This window comes from Tessaracoccus defluvii (assembly GCF_014489575.1).
Classification (GTDB): Bacteria; Actinomycetota; Actinomycetes; order Propionibacteriales; family Propionibacteriaceae; genus Arachnia; species Arachnia defluvii.
Genome location: NZ_CP060789.1, coordinates 173834 through 190062 on the forward strand (window position 1 = coordinate 173834; position 16229 = coordinate 190062).

A 16229-nucleotide genomic window follows, 5' to 3' on the forward strand; every position below is an offset into this window, starting at 1 on the left:
GCTCAGGCCGACATGGTCACTTCGGCCCGGCACGTCCGCGGGCCGATGTCGATGCGGCCGGCGGTCAGCCCAGAGCGGCTGGCCTCGAGGTAGCCGTCGAGGAAGCCCTGGTGCATGGCGCAGATGAACGGCAACTGCTCCGGATCGATGCTGGCCCGGAAGGGGCAGCGGGCGAAGGTGAGCGTCGAGGTCGTGACGTCATGCGAGGTGCCGAAGCCGCGTTCTGCGAGGTGGTCGACCAGATCGCCGAACGCGTCGGCCGGGGACGCGTCCTGGGTCGCGATGCCGGCACCCCACGTCCGGCCGGCCTGCTCGGCCCGGGTCAGGGCGTTCTCGGCCGGGGCGACGAACTGCGCGAGCAGGACCTGGGTGACCTCCAGCAGGTGCAGGTTGGTCATCGTCGGGGCCTCGCTCGTCGCGCTGAACGCGAGCGGAGGCCGGCCTGGTTGCCCGGCGGCCACCGTCTGCCGACGTGCGTAGCTGGAGTCGACGAGCGCGTCGAGATGGAAACGGGCGGAGTTCTTGTGCAGTCCGAGTTCGTCAGCAACCTCCGTGACCTGAAGGGGAACAGGAGCGGACTGCAAGAGGGCGAGGACCTTCGCCCTCGTCGGCCCGAGGCCGTGCTGCGTGCTTGACATGAGAACCTTCTACCAAATGGTTGGCCGTCACCGTAGTCCGGGGTCCAACACGGCGGAGTTTATCCGTATAGTTCGGCGGATACCATGGGGGCTCGGGTAACGGACCGGTGGAAGGACTGATGTGGCCGTGGGTGTGCGATCCGAGTTGACCGACGCGTTCGGACGGACCGCGCGCGACCTGCGGGTCTCGCTGACCGACCGCTGCAACCTGCGCTGCAGCTACTGCATGCCCCCGGAGGGATTGCCCTGGCTGCCGACCGAGGAGGTCCTCACCGACGCAGAGGTCGGCCAGGTGCTGCGCGTCGCTGTGGAGATGCTCGGCGTACGGCGGATCCGGTTCACCGGGGGAGAGCCGCTGCTCCGGCCGGGGCTGGTCGGCATCGTCGCGCACGCCGCCACCCTGCGGGGCGAGGCGGGCAGGCCGGAACTCGCGCTGACCACCAACGGGCTCGGCCTCGACAAGAAGATCGGGGCGCTCGCCGACGCGGGCCTCGACCGCCTCAACGTCTCCCTCGACTCCCTGGATGCGGGCCGCTACGCGCAGCTGACGCTCCGTGACCGCCTTCCCGACGTGCTGACGGGGCTGGCGGCCGTCGACCGGCGGGGGATCGGGCCGGTCAAGATCAACGCGGTGATCCGTCGGGGCGTCAACGAGGAGGACATCGTTCCGCTGGCCGAGTTCTGCCTCGCCCGCGGCTACCAGCTGCGGTTCATCGAGCAGATGCCGCTCGGCCCGGCCCACGAGTGGGCCCGCAGCGCCATGGTGACCGCAGACGAGATCCTCGGAGCGCTCCAGCAACGGTTCACGCTGTCTGCCGCGGAGGAGCCGCGCGGCGCCGCGCCCGCGCAGCTGTGGCGGGTCGAGCCGGAGGGATCGATCCCGGGTGGGGTGGTCGGCGTCATCGCCTCGGTGACCCGCCCGTTCTGCGGCGACTGCGACCGCACCAGGATCACCGCGGACGGGCAGGTGCGCTCCTGCCTGTTCTCGCGCCGGGAGACGGACCTGCGCGCCGTACTCCGGGGCGGCGGGAGCGACGACGACCTGGCAGAGGCTTGGGTCGGGGCGCACCGGGTCAAGCCGCGGGCACACGGCATCGACGAGGACGGATTCCTGCCGCCGATCCGTACCATGAGCGCCATCGGCGGCTGACCGGAAGGGGACCCAGATGGACGTGCGATTCTTCGCCGGGGCGGCGGAGGCCGCGGGCGTGGAGGCGCTGACCGTGGACGCGGCCGGGATGTCCGGGCGCGACCTCGTGGCGCACCTCGCCGACGGCAACGACCGGCTCGCGAAGGTGCTGGGCGTCAGCTCGCTGCTGGCGGACGGCGCCCGGCTGACCGATCTCGACGCCGAGGTCGGCGGCGTGGCCAGCCTCGACGTGCTGCCACCGTTCGCCGGGGGATAGGCACCGGTGAGCTGGGGGATCCTCCTGGGCGGTGGCCGATCGAGCCGGATGGGCTCCGACAAGCTGGAACTCGACCGCGAGGGCAGGTCGGTGGCCACGTGGGCGGTGGCGGCGTTGACCGCCGTCGCCGACAAGGTGGTCTTCGTCTCGCCCGAGCGCCCCGGCCTCGACAGCGGGGCTCTGCTCTACGCCCTCGAGGACCCGCCCTTCGGCGGGCCCGTCGCCGGCCTCGTCGCCGGCCTCGAACTGGTGCCGGTCGACGTCGGCGACGTCTACGTGCTCGCCGGCGACCTCGCCTGGCCGGACGCGGTGGTCCGGCGGCTGGCGCGTGCGCCCCTCGGGCCGGACGGCGTCGCCCTCGTCGACGCGGAGGGCTGGACCCAGTATCTGGCCGCGCGCTACCGCACCGCCGCCCTCCGGCAGAAGCTGGCCGAACTGGAGGGTGAACGCGACGTTTCCGTGCGCCGGGCGCTGCACGGCCTTAGGCTGGCGACGGTCCCGGTGCCCGACGCAGTGGTGGGCGATCTGGACACTCCGGAGCAGGCGGCCGACCTGGGTTTCACAACGCCAGACGCGCATAAATAACCCTCCGCGCGTTTGTCCAACCCGATAGGACAAACTCTCCTGGTTTCTGGTTAGCTGTGCCCATGAGCTCTGAAACCGCACGCCTCGACGGCCCCGCTTCGGACGCACTCCTGAAGCTCGGGAAGTTCTTCACGAAGTGGGAGGAGACCGACGACGGTCGCGCCGTCTTCCGCGAGGGTGGCAGGGCCGGGGATGTCTTCTACCGTGATCGCTGGAGCCACGACAAGGTTGTCCGCTCCACCCACGGCGTGAACTGCACCGGCTCCTGCTCCTGGAAGGTCTACGTCAAGGACGGGATCATCACCTGGGAGTCCCAGCAGACCGACTATCCGACCACCGGCCCCGACCGCCCCGAGTACGAGCCCCGCGGCTGCCCCCGCGGCGCCGCGTTCTCCTGGTACACCTACTCGCCGACCCGGGTGCGCTTCCCGTACGCCCGCGGTGTGCTGGTGGAGATGTACCGCGAGGCGAAGAAGCGCCTCGGCGACCCCGTGGAGGCGTTCCGCGAGGTGGCGGAGGACCCGGTCAAGCGGCGCCGCTACCAGCAGGCCCGCGGCAAGGGCGGCCTGGTGCGCATCACCTGGGACGAGGCGCTCGAGATCGCCTCCGCGTCGTACGTCAACACGATCAAGAACTACGGCCCCGACCGCTGCGTCTCGTTCTCGCCCATCCCGGCCATGAGCATGGTTTCGCACGCGATCGGCACCCGCTTCACGCACCTCATCGGCGGGGCGATGACCAGCTTCTACGACTGGTACGCCGACCTGCCCGTCGCCAGCCCGCAGGTGTTCGGCGACCAGACCGATGTGCCGGAGTCCGGCGACTGGTGGGACGCCACGTACCTGATGATGTGGGGCTCCAACGTGCCGGTCACCCGCACCCCGGACGCGCACTGGATGGCAGAGGTCCGCTACCGCGGCACCAAGGTCGTCACCGTCAGCCCCGACTACGCCGACAACGTGAAGTTCGCCGACGAATGGCTGCCCGCGCAGGCCGGCACGGATGCCGCCCTCGCGATGGCGATGGGGCACGTGATCCTGAAGGAGAACTTCGTCGACAGGAAGGTCGACTACTTCGACTCCTACGTGAAGCAGTACACCGACCTCGGCATGCTGATCACGCTGGTCGAGCATCCCGACGGCCACGGCCTCGTGCCCGGCAAGTTCCTGACCGCCGACAACCTCGCCGGGCATGAGAGCGCCGACGCCGCGTTCAAGACGGTCGTGTGGGACGAGGCCACCGGCGCCCCCGCCGTGCCGAACGGTTCGATGGGCCACCGGTACAACGAGGAGGGCGTGGGCCAGTGGAACCTCGACCTCGGTGACATCCGCCCCGCACTGACCCTGCTCGATCAGGACGGCGCCGAGGCCGTCGAGGTCGCGCTGCCGTGCTTCGAGGACCCGCGCGGCCAGGGCTCCATCATCCGGCGCGGCCTCCCGGCCCGCATGGTCGAGGGACGCCTGGTCACCACCGTCTTCGACCTCATGCTCGCCCAGTACGGTGTGCGCCGCGAGGGGCTGCCGGGCGTCTGGGCCGAAAGCTACGACGACCCGACCGTCCCCTACACCCCGGCCTGGCAGGCGGAGATCACCTCCGTCCCCGCCGAGGCCTGCCTCCGCATCGCCCGCGAGTTCGCCGACAACTCGGCCGAGTCCAAGGGCCGCACGATGATCATCATCGGCGCAGGCATCTGCCACTGGTTCCACGCCGACGTCACCTACCGCGCGATCATCGGCCTGCTGATGATGACCGGCTGCATCGGCCGCAACGGTGGCGGCTGGGCCCACTACGTCGGCCAGGAGAAGTGCCGCCCCATGACGGGCTGGTTCAACATGGCCAACGCGCTCGACTGGTCGCGGCCGCCGCGCACCATGATCGGCACCGGGTACTGGTACATGCACACCGACCAGTGGCGCACCGACGGCTTCTCCGCCGACAGGATCAAGTCGCCCCTGTCGACCGGCAGCCTTGACGGCATGCATACCGCCGACTCGATGGCGCTGGCGCACCGGCTCGGCTGGATGCCGTTCTACCCGCAGTTCGACGCGAACCCGCTGGACCTCGCCGACGAGGCCGTCGCCGCCGTCGAACGGGGGGAGGCCGAGTCTCCGCAGGCCTATGTCGCCGCGAAGCTGAAGTCCGGCGAGCTGAAGTCGGCGGTGGAGGACATCGACGCGCCGCAGAACTGGCCGCGCACCATGATCCTGTGGCGCTCGAACCTGTTCGGCAGCTCGGCGAAGGGCAACGAGTACTTCCTCAAGCACCTCCTCGGCACGCACAACAACGTGATGCCCAACGACCACGGCGCCGACGAGCGGCCGGAGGTCGTCACGTGGCACGACGAGGCGCCCGAGGGGAAGCTCGACCTGCTCATCACGGCCGACTTCCGCATGACGAGCTCGACGCTGCTGTCCGACATCGTGCTCCCCGCCGCCACCTGGTACGAGAAGCACGACCTGAGCTCGACCGACATGCACCCCTACGTGCACGCGTTCACGCCGGCCATCGACCCGCCGTGGGAGACGCGCACCGACTTCGACGTGTTCGCCGACCTGGCGATCAAGTTCTCGGAGATGGCCAAGGGCCGCCTCGACACGCGCCGTGACCTCGTCGCCGTCCCGCTGCAGCACGACACGCAGGGGCAGATCGCGCAGCCCGGTGGGCACGTTCCCGACTGGCGCGGCACCGACCTGCCAGCCGTGCCGGGGAAGAACCTGCCGGTGCTCGCCGTCGTCGAGCGCGACTACACCGCCATCGCCGACAAGCTGCTGACCGTCGGGCCGCTGGCCGAGAAGCTCGGCTTCACGATCAAGAACATCACCTACGACGTGTCGCACCAGGTCGACCGGCTCGCCAACCTGCACGGCGTCTACCCGTCGGGTCCGGCCGCCGGTCGCCCCGCGATCAACACGGACGCGAGGATGGCCGAGGCGATCCTGACGTTCTCCGGCACCACGAACGGCGAGCTGGCCACGCAGGGGTTCCGCACCCTGGAACGCAAGACCGGGCGGAAGCTGGCCGACCTGTCTGCGGGCTCGGAGGAGAAGCTGATCACCTTCGCGGCGACGCAGGCGTCGCCGCAGCCGGTGATCACCTCGCCGGAGTGGTCCGGCTCGGAGACGGGCGGACGGCGCTACGCGGCGTTCACCATCAACACCGAGCGGCTGAAGCCGTGGCACACCCTCACGGGACGGATGCACTTCTTCCTCGACCACGACTGGATGACCGACGCGGGCGAGAACCTGCCGACGTACCGGCCGCCGCTCGACATGACCCAGGCGTACGGCGAGCCCGAGCTGGGGCCGAACGGTGAGAAGGCGATCACGCTGCGCTACCTGACGGTGCACAACAAGTGGTCGATCCACTCGGAGTACCAGGACAACCTGTTCATGTTGTCCCTGGGCCGCGGCGGGCCGCAGGCGTGGTTGAGCGTCGCGGACGCGAAGTCGATCGGCGTGGCCGACAACGACTGGATCGAGCTGACGAACGCGAACGGCGTCTTCGTCGCCCGCGCCGTCGTCACCCCGAAGCTGCCCGACGGCATCTGCTACGTGCAGCACGCGCAGGAGCGCACCATCGACGTGCCGAAGTCGGAGGCCACCGGCCGCCGCGGCGGCATCCACAACTCGGTGACCCGCATCCTGCTCAAGGCGACGCACCTGATCGGCGGCTACGCCCATCAGGCCTACGCCTTCAACTACATCGGCCCCACCGGCGTGCAGCGGGACATCGTCTCGACCGTGCGCCGCCGCTCCCAGGAGGTGCAGTACTGATGGCGAAGAAGCGTCGCGTCATGGCCCAGGTGGCCATGGTCATGAACCTGGACAAGTGCATCGGCTGTCACACATGCTCGGTGACCTGCAAGCAGGCCTGGACCAACCGGGCCGGCACCGAGTACGTGTGGTTCAACAACGTCGAGACCCGCCCGGGCCTGGGCTATCCCCGCCGGTACGAGGATCAGGAGCAGTGGCAGGGCGGCTGGGTCCGCACCAAGTCCGGCCGGCTCAAGCTGCGCTCCGGTGGCCGCTTCAAGAAGCTGCTGAGCATCTTCGCCTCCCCGGTGCAGCCTGGCCTCGAGGACTACTACGAGCCGTGGACCTACGACTACGAGCAGCTGATCCAGGCGCCGCTGGGCGACGACTTCCCTGTTGCGCGTCCGAAGTCGCTGATCACGGGCGACAACATGGCCATCAAGGCCTCCGCCAACTGGGACGACTCGCTGGGTGGCATCTCCGAGACGATCGACCAGGACCCCATCGTGCAGAAGCTGCGCGATGAGGCCAACATGTCGATCAAGGCGGAGTACGAGAAGACCTTCATGTTCTTCGTGCCGCGCATCTGCGAACACTGCCTCAACCCGTCCTGCATGGCGTCGTGCCCCTCCGGCGCGATCTACAAGCGGGCCGAGGACGGCATCGTGCTCGTCGACCAGGACCGGTGCCGCGGCTGGCGGCAGTGCATCACGGGCTGCCCCTACAAGAAGATCTACTTCAACCACCGCTCCGGCAAGGCCGAGAAGTGCACCTTCTGCTACCCGCGCCTCGAGGTGGGACTCCCGACGGTGTGCGCCGAGACGTGCGTGGGTCGACTGCGCTACATCGGCGTCATCCTCTACGACGCTGACCGTGTCACGGAAGCGGCGCTGGCCGACGAGAAGGACCTGTACCAGGCCCAGCTCGACCTGATGCTCGACCCCAACGACCCGCAGGTCATCGCGGACGCCCAGGCGAACGACGTGCCGACCGACTGGATCGCCGCCGCGCAGAAGTCGCCGGTGTACGCGCTGATCAAGCACTTCAAGGTGGCGCTGCCGCTGCACCCGGAGTACCGCACCATGCCGATGGTCTGGTACGTGCCGCCGCTGAGCCCCGTCGTCGATCTCCTCAAGTCGCAGGGGCACGACTCGGAGGCGGGCGGCAACCTGTTCGGGGCCATCGACACCCTCCGGATCCCCGTGGAGTACCTGGCCGAGCTGTTCTCGGCCGGCGACACCGAGGTGGTCACGGGCGTGCTGCAGAAGCTGGCGGCGATGCGTTCCTACATGCGCGACGTGACGCTCGGCAGGGAGCGGCAGCCCGAGCTGGCCGAGGCGGTCGGCATGGAGCCCTCCGCGCTCGAGCAGATGTACCGGCTGCTGGCGATCGCCAAGTACGAGGACCGCTACGTGATCCCGAAGGCGCACCGGGAGCAGGCCCACAACCTGGAGGAGATGGGCTGCTCGCTCGACTTCGAGGGCGGGCCCGGCTCGGGCGGCAACGGGCCCTTCGGCTCGTCGTCCGGCCGGGTGGTGCCGGTCGCGATCGAGAGCTACGCCGACGCGAAGGCGCGGCAGCGCGACGCGAGCGGGGCCTGATGTCCGCCGTCGTCTTCCAGGCGGCCGGCCTGCTCCTGTCCTACCCGGACGAGGAGCTGCTCGGGCGTCTCGACCTGATCGAGTCGGCGGTGGCCGAGACCCGTGCCGCCGGCCGGTTCGCCGCGACGTTTGCCCACCTGCGGTCCCTGCCGCTGATGGAACTGCAGTCGTGGCACGTGCAGGAGTTCGATCTGTCGCGCCGCCACGCGCTGCACCTGACGTACTGGACCGACGGCGACACCCGCCGCCGCGGCGAGGTGCTGGCAGGCATCAAGCAGATCTACCGCGACTCGGGCTGTTCGTCGATCTCGACGGCGAGCTGCCCGACTACCTGCCCATGGTGCTCGAGTTCGCGGCGATGGGGGACCCCCGCCGCGGTGTCGGCATCCTGAACGACTACCGGGCCTCGCTTGAGCTGCTCCGCATCGGGCTCACCGAGGACGGCCTGCCGCAGGCCGGTGTCGTCGCGGCCATCTGCGACGCACTCGGAGGGCCGTCGCCGCGGACCCGCGCCGAGGTGCGGGACCTGCTGACCACCCCGCCCACCGAGACCGTCGGCCTCGAGCCGACGTTCCTGCCCTACCCGCAACTGCAAGGAGAAGCGAGATGACGTTCCTGCTCTGGGGCGTGCTGCCCTATCTGGTGCTGCTGATCCTCGTCGGCGGGCTGATCTGGCGCTACCGCTACGACCAGTTCGGCTGGACGACCCGCAGCTCGCAGCTCTACGAGTCGAAGCTCCTGAAGATCGGCTCGCCGCTGTTCCACTTCGCCCTCATCGCCGTCCTCATGGGCCACATCGTCGGCCTGCTGATCCCGAAGGCGTTCACTGACTGGATCGGCGTGGACCAGGAGACCTACCACATGTTCGCCTTCTGGGGCGGCGGGGCGGCGGGCGTCGCGCTGGTCGTCGGCCTCACCCTGCTGATCGTGCGGCGCCGCACCCACGGGGCCGTGTTCGCGGCGACCACCTGGAACGACAAGCTCATGTACCTGGTGCTCGCCACCGCCGTGGGCCTCGGCATGGTCGCCACCCTCACCGGCGACAAGACGCCCACGGGCGCCGAACACAACTACCGCGAGACGGTCTCCGTCTGGTTCCGGTCGCTGTTCGGGCTCCAGCCCGACGTCGAGGCCATGACGGCGGCGACCTGGCAGTTCCAGCTGCATGTCCTGATCGGGCTGACGCTGTTCGCGATCATCCCGTTCACCCGGCTCGTGCACGCCTTCTCGGCACCGTTCCACTACCTGTTCCGGCCCTACATCGTCTACCGCAGGCGTGACGCGTCGCCCGCACGTTCCGCGACGGTCAAGGGACGCGGCTGGGATCCCGTCGGCATGCGAGACAACGAGAAGACCCGCCGGTGAACAAGAGCCTCATCGAGGTCCCGCCCATCCACGACACCGGCAAGGGGGCCGGCCGCGTCCTGACGATGTCGAGCGTCGCGTTCACCCTCATGTTCGCGGTGTGGCTGATGTTCGGCATCCTCGGTGTCCCCATCCAGAAGGAGTTCGGGCTCAGCGACGAGCAGCTCAGCTGGGTCACCGCGCTCGCCGTCCTCAACGGTTCGATGTGGCGGCTGCCCGCCGGCATCATCACCGAGCGGATCGGCGGGCGGAAGGTCACGCTGTTCCTGCTGTTCGCGACGGCGATCCCCGCCTACCTGGTGTCCTTCGCCGACAACTACGCGATGCTGCTCGTGCTCGCCTTCCTGGTCGGCTTCGCGGGCAACCTGTTCTCCGTCGGCACGGCCTGGAACTCGGCCTGGTTCGGCAAGGAGCGCCAGGGCCTCGCGCTCGGCGTGTTCGGCGCGGGCAACGTGGGCGCCTCCGTCACGAAGTTCATCGGCCCGCCGCTCATCGCTGCCACCGTCGGCAGCACCTACGTCCTGGGGGTCCAGGGCGGCTGGCGGCTCATCCCTGTCATCTACGCCGTCCTGCTGGTGGTCGTCGGCATCGCCACCTGGGCGATCGTGCCGCGGGTCGACCGCGCCACCGGGGCGTCCAAGCCCATCCGGGAGATGCTCCGGCCGCTCAGCAACGTGCGGGTGTGGCGGTTCAGCCTCTACTACGTCGCGGTGTTCGGCGCGTACGTGGCACTGTCGGCCTGGCTGCCCAAGTACTACGTCGACAACTTCGACGTCAGTCTCACCATCGCCGGCCTCCTGACGGCGACCTTCATCTTCCCCGCGTCGCTGCTGCGGCCCGTCGGTGGGTGGATGAGCGACCGGTGGGGCGCCAGGAAGGTGATGTACGCCACGTTCGGCCTCATGCTGGCCTCCAGCGGCATCCTCATGATGCCCAACGGCTTCATCACCATCACGCACCCCGACGGCGCCCAGACCCAGCACATGCACTACACGATGAGCCTGTTCTGGTTCGTGGTGCTCGTCTTCATCCTCGGCTGCGCCATGGGCTTCGGCAAGGCCGCCGTGTTCAAGCACATCCCGGAGTACTTCCCCGACAACGTCGGCTCCGTCGGCGGCCTCGTGGGCATGCTCGGCGGGCTCGGCGGCTTCTTCCTGCCGCCGCTGTTCGCCTACACCAAGACCTGGTCGGGCTTCCCGACCAGCACGTTCTTCTGCATCTTCATCCTCGTCGCGATCTGCGGCCTGTGGATGCACGTCACCATCGTCAAGATGCTGCACGACAAGGCCCCCGATCTGGCCCGCAGCATCGATCGACCTCTTGAGAAGGAGCACTCGTGAGCAGCCCGACCAAACTGGAGACCAACGGCGACTGGCTCGTCTCCTGGGACCCCGAGGACGAGACCAAGTGGGACAAGCGGCTGGCCTGGAACACGCTGACGGTGACCACCGTCTCGCTGACCCTGTGCTTCGTCGCCTGGTTCCTGCCCAGCGCCATCGTCCCGAAGCTCAACGCGCTCGGCTACAGCTTCACGCACAACCAGCTGTTCCTGCTGACGTCGATGCCCGGCCTGTCGGGCGGCCTGCTCCGCCTGGTCTGGATGGTCCTGCCGCCCAAGATCGGCTCGAGGAAGATGGTGGCGCTCACCACGCTGCTGCTGCTCCTGCCGATGCTGGGGTGGGGCTTCGAGGTCACCAACCCTGACGTCCCGTACTGGCGCCTGCTCGCATTGGCGTTCCTCGCCGGCATCGGCGGCGGCGCGTTCTCCGGGTTCATGCCGTCGACGTCCTTCTTCTTCCCGAAGGCGAAGCAGGGCACCGCGCTCGGCATCCAGGCCGGCATCGGCAACTTCGGCGTCTCGCTGGTCCAGCTGCTGACGCCGTGGCTGATCGGCTTCGGGCTGTTCGGGTTCCTCGGCTCCCAGACGCTCACCGTCCCGAGCATGGAGCCGCGCACCGTCTGGTACCAGAACGCGGCGCTCGTCTACATCCCGCTCATCATCGTGGTCGCCGTCTGGGCGTGGATCGTGCTGCGCTCCGTGCCCATCAAGGCGAGCGTGCGCCAGCAGTTCGACATCTTCCGGAACCAGGACACCTGGTGGATGACCCTGCTGTACATCATGACCTTCGGCACCTTCTCGGGTCTGTCCGCCCAGTTCGCGCTGCTCATGATCAACCTGTACGGCGCGGGCAATGCCGACATCGTGCAGGGAACCGGCGCCGACGCCGTCGTGCTGATCGCCGGCTACGCCGTCGTCGATCCAGTCAAGTTCGTGTTCCTCGGCCCGCTCATCAGCGCGGGTGCCCGGGTGGCGTTCTCGCCCCTGACCGACCGCATGGGGGGCGCCATCTGGACGCTCATCTCCGGCATCGGCATCCTCGGCTCGATCATCTTCACGATCCCGGCGCTCACGCCCGACGTCTCCAGTGCGGAGGCGCTGCGCGGCGACTTCAACCAGTTCCTCTGGGGCATGCTGTTGATCTTCCTGTTCACCGGCATCGGCAACGCGTCGACGTTCAAGCAGATGCCGATGATCTTCGAGAAGCGGCAGGCGGGCGGCGTGATCGGGTGGACGGCGGCCATCGCGGCCTTCGGCCCGTTCCTGTTCGGCGTCGGGCTCACCCTGATGAGCGCCACCACCTTCTACATCATCGGCGCGGCCTGGGCGGTAATGTGCATCGCGATCACGTGGTGGCGCTACGCCCGTCCGGGTGCTCCCAAGCCGAGCTGACCCGGAAGGTCACGTCTTTTCGGCGGGTCAACCGGATCCGGTTGGCCCGCCCTCAGCTCGGAGGTGTCTCTTGACGGCGAGAATCGCTGTGGCCGACGTCAGCCACGAGGAGGTGGACGGTGCCGCCGTGCTCGCCCTGGTGGGCGACGACCGGGCAGGCGCCGTCGTCACCTTCGCGGGCGTCGTGCGTAACCACGATGACGGCAAGGCCGTGACCGGCATCGAGTACGTCGGGCATCCGTCGGCCTCCGAGACGATGGCCGAGGTGGTCGCCGAGTTCGCGGAGCGCGACGGCGTGCACGCCATCGCGGCGCGACACAGGGTCGGGGTGCTGGGCATCGGAGGGGTCGCCCTCTATGTGGCGGTGGCCGCGTCGCACCGGAAGCAGGCCTTCGACTGCGCCTCCGACCTGGTGGACACCGTCAAGGAGAGGCTCCCGATCTGGAAGAAGCAGCTCCTGGCCGACGGCACCCACGAATGGTCGCAGTGCCCGTGACGGGGCTCTCCGCCGAGCAGCGGGAGCGCTACGTCCGCAACCTCGACATCGTCGGCATGGGGGAGGCCGGGCAGCTCCGGCTGCTCGCGTCGTCGGTCCTGGTGATCGGGGCCGGCGGGCTCGGCTCGGCCGCGCTGCCGTACCTGGCGGCGGCAGGGGTCGGCCGGATCGGCGTGGTCGACGGCGACGCCGTCGAGCTGAAGAACATGCAGCGCCAGGTGCTGCACACGGACATCGGCCGCAACAAGGCCGAGTCGGGGGGCGAGCGGCTGCGGGCGCTGAACCCGGACGTCGCCGTCGAGGTGTTTCCGGAGTACCTGACCCCGGAGCGGGCGAGGGAACTGTTCGCGGGCTACGACCTGGTGCTGGACTGCACCGACACGTTCGGCGCGAAGTTCATGCTGTCCGATGCCGCCGAGGCGGTCGGTGCGCGCCTGGTGTGGGCGTCGGCCGTCGGCATGCAGGGCCAGTGCTCGGTCTTCGGTGTGCCCGACGCCGACGGCAACCGGCTCTACCTGCGCGACCTGATCCCCGACGAACCGGCCGACGGACACTATCCGAAGGCCACCGACATCGGGGTGCTCGGCGCCATGGTGGGCCAGGTCGGGGCGTTGGAGGCGGTCGAGGCCATCAAGCTCCTGGCGGGTTTCGGAACGCCCCTGGTGGGCCGGGTCGCGGTGCTGGACGCCAGGACCTCGCGCTGGTCTGAGCTGCCGCTGCGGAGGGCCCGCTGATGCGCACGGTCGAGGAACACCTCGCGCGGGTACTGACGCTCGCGTCCCGGCTGCCGGTCGAGGAGGCGTCGGTGTCGGACGGCATCGGCCGCGTGCTGGGCGCCGACCTGGTCGCCGTCGTCGACGTGCCGCCCTTCGACAACTCCGCCATGGACGGGTTCGCCGTCCGTGCCGCCGACCTGTCGCCCGGCGCGCGGCTGGCTGTCGTCGGCGACATCCCCGCCGGCGCAACGACCGTGCCGACGGTGGGCGAGGGACAGGCCGCCCGCATCATGACGGGGGCCCCGTTGCCGCCCGGCGCCGACGCCGTCGTACCTGTCGAGCAGACCGACCAGCCGACGGGTGACGTGGCGCTGCCCGCGACGGTGCTGGTCGCCGAGCCGGTGTCGCAGGGCCGGCACGTGCGCCGTCGGGGGGAAGACATCCGGGCCGGGGAGACCGGGCTGCCAGCGGGCCTGCGGTGGACCGCGGCGGCGGCCTCCGCGGCTGTGTCGCTCGGCCATGGGAGCGTGCCGCTGGTGCGCCGGCCGCGGGTGGCCGTGCTGTCGACGGGCTCCGAGCTCGTCCCCGCCGGGGAGCCGCTCGGCTTCGGCCGGATCCCCGACTCCAACTCTGTGCTCCTGGCAGGGCTCTGTCGCGGCTGGGGCGCCGAGGTGATCTCGGCGACCGCCGTCGACGACGACCCCGACCACTTCCGGGCCGCGCTCGCCGCCGCGCTGTCGGCCGACCTGGTGCTGACGTCCGGGGGAGTGTCGGTGGGTGCGTTCGAGGTGGTGCGGCAGGTGGTCGAGGGCGACGTCTCTTTCGACAAGGTGGCCATGCAGCCCGGCAAGCCGCAGGCCTCCGGGACGCTGACCGCACCGGACGGCCGCCGCGTGCCGATGCTCGGCCTGCCCGGAAACCCGGTGAGTGTGTTCGTGTCGGCCTGGGTCTACGCCCGGCCGCTCATCGCCCGCCTGGGCGGCTGGAGCGAGGCGTGGCCATCGGAGGGTCTGCCCGTGGTGGAGGGGTGGCGGGGGCCTGCCGGCCGCCGTCAGTTCACCCCGGTGCGGATCGGCGCCGAGGGCGTGTCGCCGGTGCACCGGCTGGGCTCGGGCTCGCACCTGGTGGTGTCGCTCGCGCTGGCGGACGGCTTGGCGGTGGTTCCGGAGGACGTGGAGTCGGTGGAACGGGGCGACGTCGTCGAGGTGCATCGGGTGACGGCTCGGTGATGGCAGGGGTCTGATCGAATGCTGGTCGATGGGTGCGGGGCGGGGCGTACGCCGGTCGGATCGAACGCCGGGCGGATCGAACGCCGGGCGGCGGACCGGTAAAAATCGGCCACTGGCCGATTGTGCGGGGCGGACCGGTCAAAATCGGCCACTGGTCGATTTGCGAGGGGGCCCAAGCAGTGCTTCTGCCGCTCCGTCGGGTGGGTAGTGGCCGCTAGTGCGGGGCGGACCGATCAGAATGGGCCACTGGCCGATTTTGCGAGGGGGCCCACGCAGTTCCCGCGGCTCCGTCGGGCGGGTAGTGGCCGATTGTGTGAGGTGGACCGGTCAGAATGGGCCACTGGTCGATTTTGCGAGGGGGCCAACACCGTTCCCGCCGCCCCGTCGGGTGAGTAGTCGCCGATTGTGTGAGGTGGACCGGTCAGAATGGGCCACTGGTCGATTTTTCGAGGGTGTCCACGCAGGTGTTTCCGCCCGCTCCGTCGGGACGTTGCGCTGCCCACCGTCGGGGGGCTGCCCGCCTTGTAGGCTCAGCCTCATGACGCGATTCACTCACCTGGACGACGCCGGCAACGCCCGGATGGTCGACGTCACCGCGAAGACACCGACGGTCCGTTCCGCCTCGGCCGTGGCGTCGGTGCGGTGCAGCACCCAGGTGGTCGAGGCGCTGCGGGAAGGAACGGTGCCGAAGGGTGACGTGCTCGCCGTGGCACGGATCGCAGGCATCGCGGCCGCGAAGAAGGTGCCCGACCTGCTGCCGCTGGCGCACGTGATCGGCGTGCACGGCGTCGTCGTCGACCTGGAGATCGTCGACGACGGCCTGGAGATCGCGGCCACCGTTCGTACGGCCGACCGCACCGGCGTCGAGATGGAGGCGCTGACGGCCGTGACCGTGGCGGCGCTCGCCGTGGTCGACATGATCAAGGGCGTCGACAGGCTGAGCGAGATCGTCTCGGCGAAGGTGGTCGCCAAGTCGGGCGGCCGCTCGGGCGACTGGGTCCGCGATCAGCACACCTAGGCCGGTGGGGTCACCGGTCCTTCAACTGGTCGTGGAGATTGACTCGGGCGACCAGCAGAGCCGATCCGAACAGACAATGCGCCCCGGAGACAACACAGAATGTCCGCCGTCTCGGCGACGGCGTCACTCGCTGGGCGGTCGGTTCAGGTCGTGGTCTGCGCCGTCAAGCTGATCGACGATGTGACCCAGCAGCGGGCCAAGCACCGCCAGCGCGTCACGCGCGCCGCCGCGTGAGCCCGGGGCGTTGAAGACGAAGGCGCGTCTCCCGTCCGCGTCGATGACGCCCGCGACGCCGCGCGACAGGCTCGACAGCGGGGTCTTCACCAGCCCGGCCGCGCGCACGGCCTCCGCGATCCCCGGCACTTCGAAGGCCAGCAGCGGGTGCGTCGCCTCCACCGTCACATCCCGCGGGCCGACGCCGGTGCCGCCGGTGGTCAGCACAACGCGGGCCCCGCCCTCCACGGCCGCCTCGACGGCGGCGGCGATCAGGCCCGCCTCATCCGGCAGGATCACGGGGGCGGAGACCTCGAAGCCGAGTGCGGCCAGCCCGTCGCGCAGGATCGGGCCCGAGCGGTCCTCGTAGACGTCGGCTGCGGCACGGTCGGAGCAGGTGATCACACACGCGCGGTGGGGCATGGGCACAGCCTATCGGGACGGAACCGCCGGGCCGCCATTGCCCCGAACCCACTGGA

The 16229-nt window shown here is 69.7% G+C and carries 16 protein-coding genes; 14 read left to right on the forward strand and 2 right to left on the reverse strand.

Annotated features, from left to right (window positions below; genetic code table 11):
- Positions 1-2: 2 nt before the first annotated feature.
- The gene (locus H9L22_RS00735) at positions 3-638 is read right to left on the reverse strand and encodes a helix-turn-helix transcriptional regulator (RefSeq protein WP_187721213.1); all 636 of its coding nucleotides are present in this window, start codon (positions 636-638) and stop codon (positions 3-5) included.
- 127 nt (positions 639-765) lie between these two features.
- Here H9L22_RS00735 and moaA point away from each other — a divergent pair, with 127 nt between their 5' ends.
- The 14 genes from moaA (at position 766) to moaC (ending at position 15537) form a co-directional block, all read left to right on the forward strand.
- Positions 766-1788, forward strand: coding sequence for a GTP 3',8-cyclase MoaA (gene moaA, locus H9L22_RS00740; RefSeq protein WP_425582551.1), 1023 nt, complete (start codon positions 766-768; stop codon positions 1786-1788).
- A gap of 16 nt (positions 1789-1804) precedes the next feature.
- Positions 1805-2044 carry a MoaD/ThiS family protein gene (locus H9L22_RS00745; protein WP_187721215.1) on the forward strand — a complete coding sequence of 80 codons (240 nt, stop codon included), beginning with the start codon at positions 1805-1807 and terminating at the stop codon, positions 2042-2044.
- 6 nt (positions 2045-2050) lie between these two features.
- On the forward strand, positions 2051-2629 hold the full coding sequence (mobA, locus tag H9L22_RS00750; protein ID WP_187721216.1) for a molybdenum cofactor guanylyltransferase: 579 nt from the start codon (positions 2051-2053) through the stop codon (positions 2627-2629).
- Positions 2630-2685: 56 nt separating this feature from the next.
- On the forward strand, positions 2686-6402 hold the full coding sequence (locus H9L22_RS00755) for a nitrate reductase subunit alpha (protein ID WP_406707805.1): 3717 nt from the start codon (positions 2686-2688) through the stop codon (positions 6400-6402).
- Entirely contained in the window at positions 6402-7982 is a 1581-nt protein-coding gene (gene narH, locus H9L22_RS00760) for a nitrate reductase subunit beta (protein ID WP_187721218.1), read from the forward strand. Before H9L22_RS00755 ends, narH begins: the two co-directional genes overlap by 1 nt.
- Positions 7982-8374, forward strand: coding sequence for a nitrate reductase molybdenum cofactor assembly chaperone (locus H9L22_RS18225; RefSeq protein ID WP_226966018.1), 393 nt, complete (start codon positions 7982-7984; stop codon positions 8372-8374). Before narH ends, H9L22_RS18225 begins: the two co-directional genes overlap by 1 nt.
- Positions 8320-8592 carry a hypothetical protein gene (locus H9L22_RS18230; protein ID WP_226966019.1) on the forward strand — a complete coding sequence of 91 codons (273 nt, stop codon included), beginning with the start codon at positions 8320-8322 and terminating at the stop codon, positions 8590-8592. The genes H9L22_RS18225 and H9L22_RS18230 overlap by 55 nt, the downstream gene beginning before the upstream one ends.
- Positions 8589-9347: a respiratory nitrate reductase subunit gamma gene (gene narI / locus H9L22_RS00770; RefSeq protein WP_187721219.1), complete on the forward strand. Its 759-nt coding sequence runs from the start codon at positions 8589-8591 to the stop codon at positions 9345-9347. Before H9L22_RS18230 ends, narI begins: the two co-directional genes overlap by 4 nt.
- Positions 9344-10687 (forward strand): MFS transporter, encoded by a 1344-nt coding sequence (locus H9L22_RS00775; RefSeq protein ID WP_226966020.1) that lies wholly within the window; start codon positions 9344-9346, stop codon positions 10685-10687. Before narI ends, H9L22_RS00775 begins: the two co-directional genes overlap by 4 nt.
- A complete protein-coding gene (locus tag H9L22_RS00780) occupies positions 10684-12078 on the forward strand; it encodes an MFS transporter (protein ID WP_187721220.1) in 1395 nt (464 codons plus the stop codon). The genes H9L22_RS00775 and H9L22_RS00780 overlap by 4 nt, the downstream gene beginning before the upstream one ends.
- A gap of 88 nt (positions 12079-12166) precedes the next feature.
- Complete coding sequence (locus H9L22_RS00785) at positions 12167-12574, forward strand: molybdenum cofactor biosynthesis protein MoaE (RefSeq protein ID WP_187721221.1); 408 nt, start codon at positions 12167-12169, stop codon at positions 12572-12574.
- The gene (locus H9L22_RS00790; RefSeq protein WP_187721222.1) at positions 12556-13308 is read left to right on the forward strand and encodes a HesA/MoeB/ThiF family protein; all 753 of its coding nucleotides are present in this window, start codon (positions 12556-12558) and stop codon (positions 13306-13308) included. The genes H9L22_RS00785 and H9L22_RS00790 overlap by 19 nt, the downstream gene beginning before the upstream one ends.
- The gene (locus H9L22_RS00795; RefSeq protein ID WP_187721223.1) at positions 13308-14519 is read left to right on the forward strand and encodes a molybdopterin molybdotransferase MoeA; all 1212 of its coding nucleotides are present in this window, start codon (positions 13308-13310) and stop codon (positions 14517-14519) included. The genes H9L22_RS00790 and H9L22_RS00795 overlap by 1 nt, the downstream gene beginning before the upstream one ends.
- A 538-nt stretch (positions 14520-15057) precedes the next feature.
- Complete coding sequence (gene moaC, locus H9L22_RS00800) at positions 15058-15537, forward strand: cyclic pyranopterin monophosphate synthase MoaC (protein WP_187721224.1); 480 nt, start codon at positions 15058-15060, stop codon at positions 15535-15537.
- Positions 15538-15660: 123 nt separating this feature from the next.
- Here the strand turns inward: moaC and H9L22_RS00805 are convergent, their stop codons facing one another.
- The gene (locus H9L22_RS00805; RefSeq protein WP_187721225.1) at positions 15661-16173 is read right to left on the reverse strand and encodes a MogA/MoaB family molybdenum cofactor biosynthesis protein; all 513 of its coding nucleotides are present in this window, start codon (positions 16171-16173) and stop codon (positions 15661-15663) included.
- Positions 16174-16229 lie beyond the last annotated feature (56 nt).

Coding starts and splice junctions, on each gene's coding strand:
- H9L22_RS00795 (WP_187721223.1), top strand. CDS start 13,308: ATGCGCACGGTCGAGGAACACCTCGCGCGGGTACTGACGCTCGCGTCC.
- H9L22_RS18225 (WP_226966018.1), top strand. CDS start 7,982: ATGTCCGCCGTCGTCTTCCAGGCGGCCGGCCTGCTCCTGTCCTACCCG.
- H9L22_RS00745 (WP_187721215.1), top strand. CDS start 1,805: ATGGACGTGCGATTCTTCGCCGGGGCGGCGGAGGCCGCGGGCGTGGAG.
- moaC (WP_187721224.1), top strand. CDS start 15,058: ATGACGCGATTCACTCACCTGGACGACGCCGGCAACGCCCGGATGGTC.
- narH (WP_187721218.1), top strand. CDS start 6,402: ATGGCGAAGAAGCGTCGCGTCATGGCCCAGGTGGCCATGGTCATGAAC.
- H9L22_RS00805 (WP_187721225.1), bottom strand. CDS start 16,173: ATGCCCCACCGCGCGTGTGTGATCACCTGCTCCGACCGTGCCGCAGCC.
- H9L22_RS18230 (WP_226966019.1), top strand. CDS start 8,320: ATGGTGCTCGAGTTCGCGGCGATGGGGGACCCCCGCCGCGGTGTCGGC.
- H9L22_RS00735 (WP_187721213.1), bottom strand. CDS start 638: ATGTCAAGCACGCAGCACGGCCTCGGGCCGACGAGGGCGAAGGTCCTC.
- H9L22_RS00790 (WP_187721222.1), top strand. CDS start 12,556: ATGGTCGCAGTGCCCGTGACGGGGCTCTCCGCCGAGCAGCGGGAGCGC.
- narI (WP_187721219.1), top strand. CDS start 8,589: ATGACGTTCCTGCTCTGGGGCGTGCTGCCCTATCTGGTGCTGCTGATC.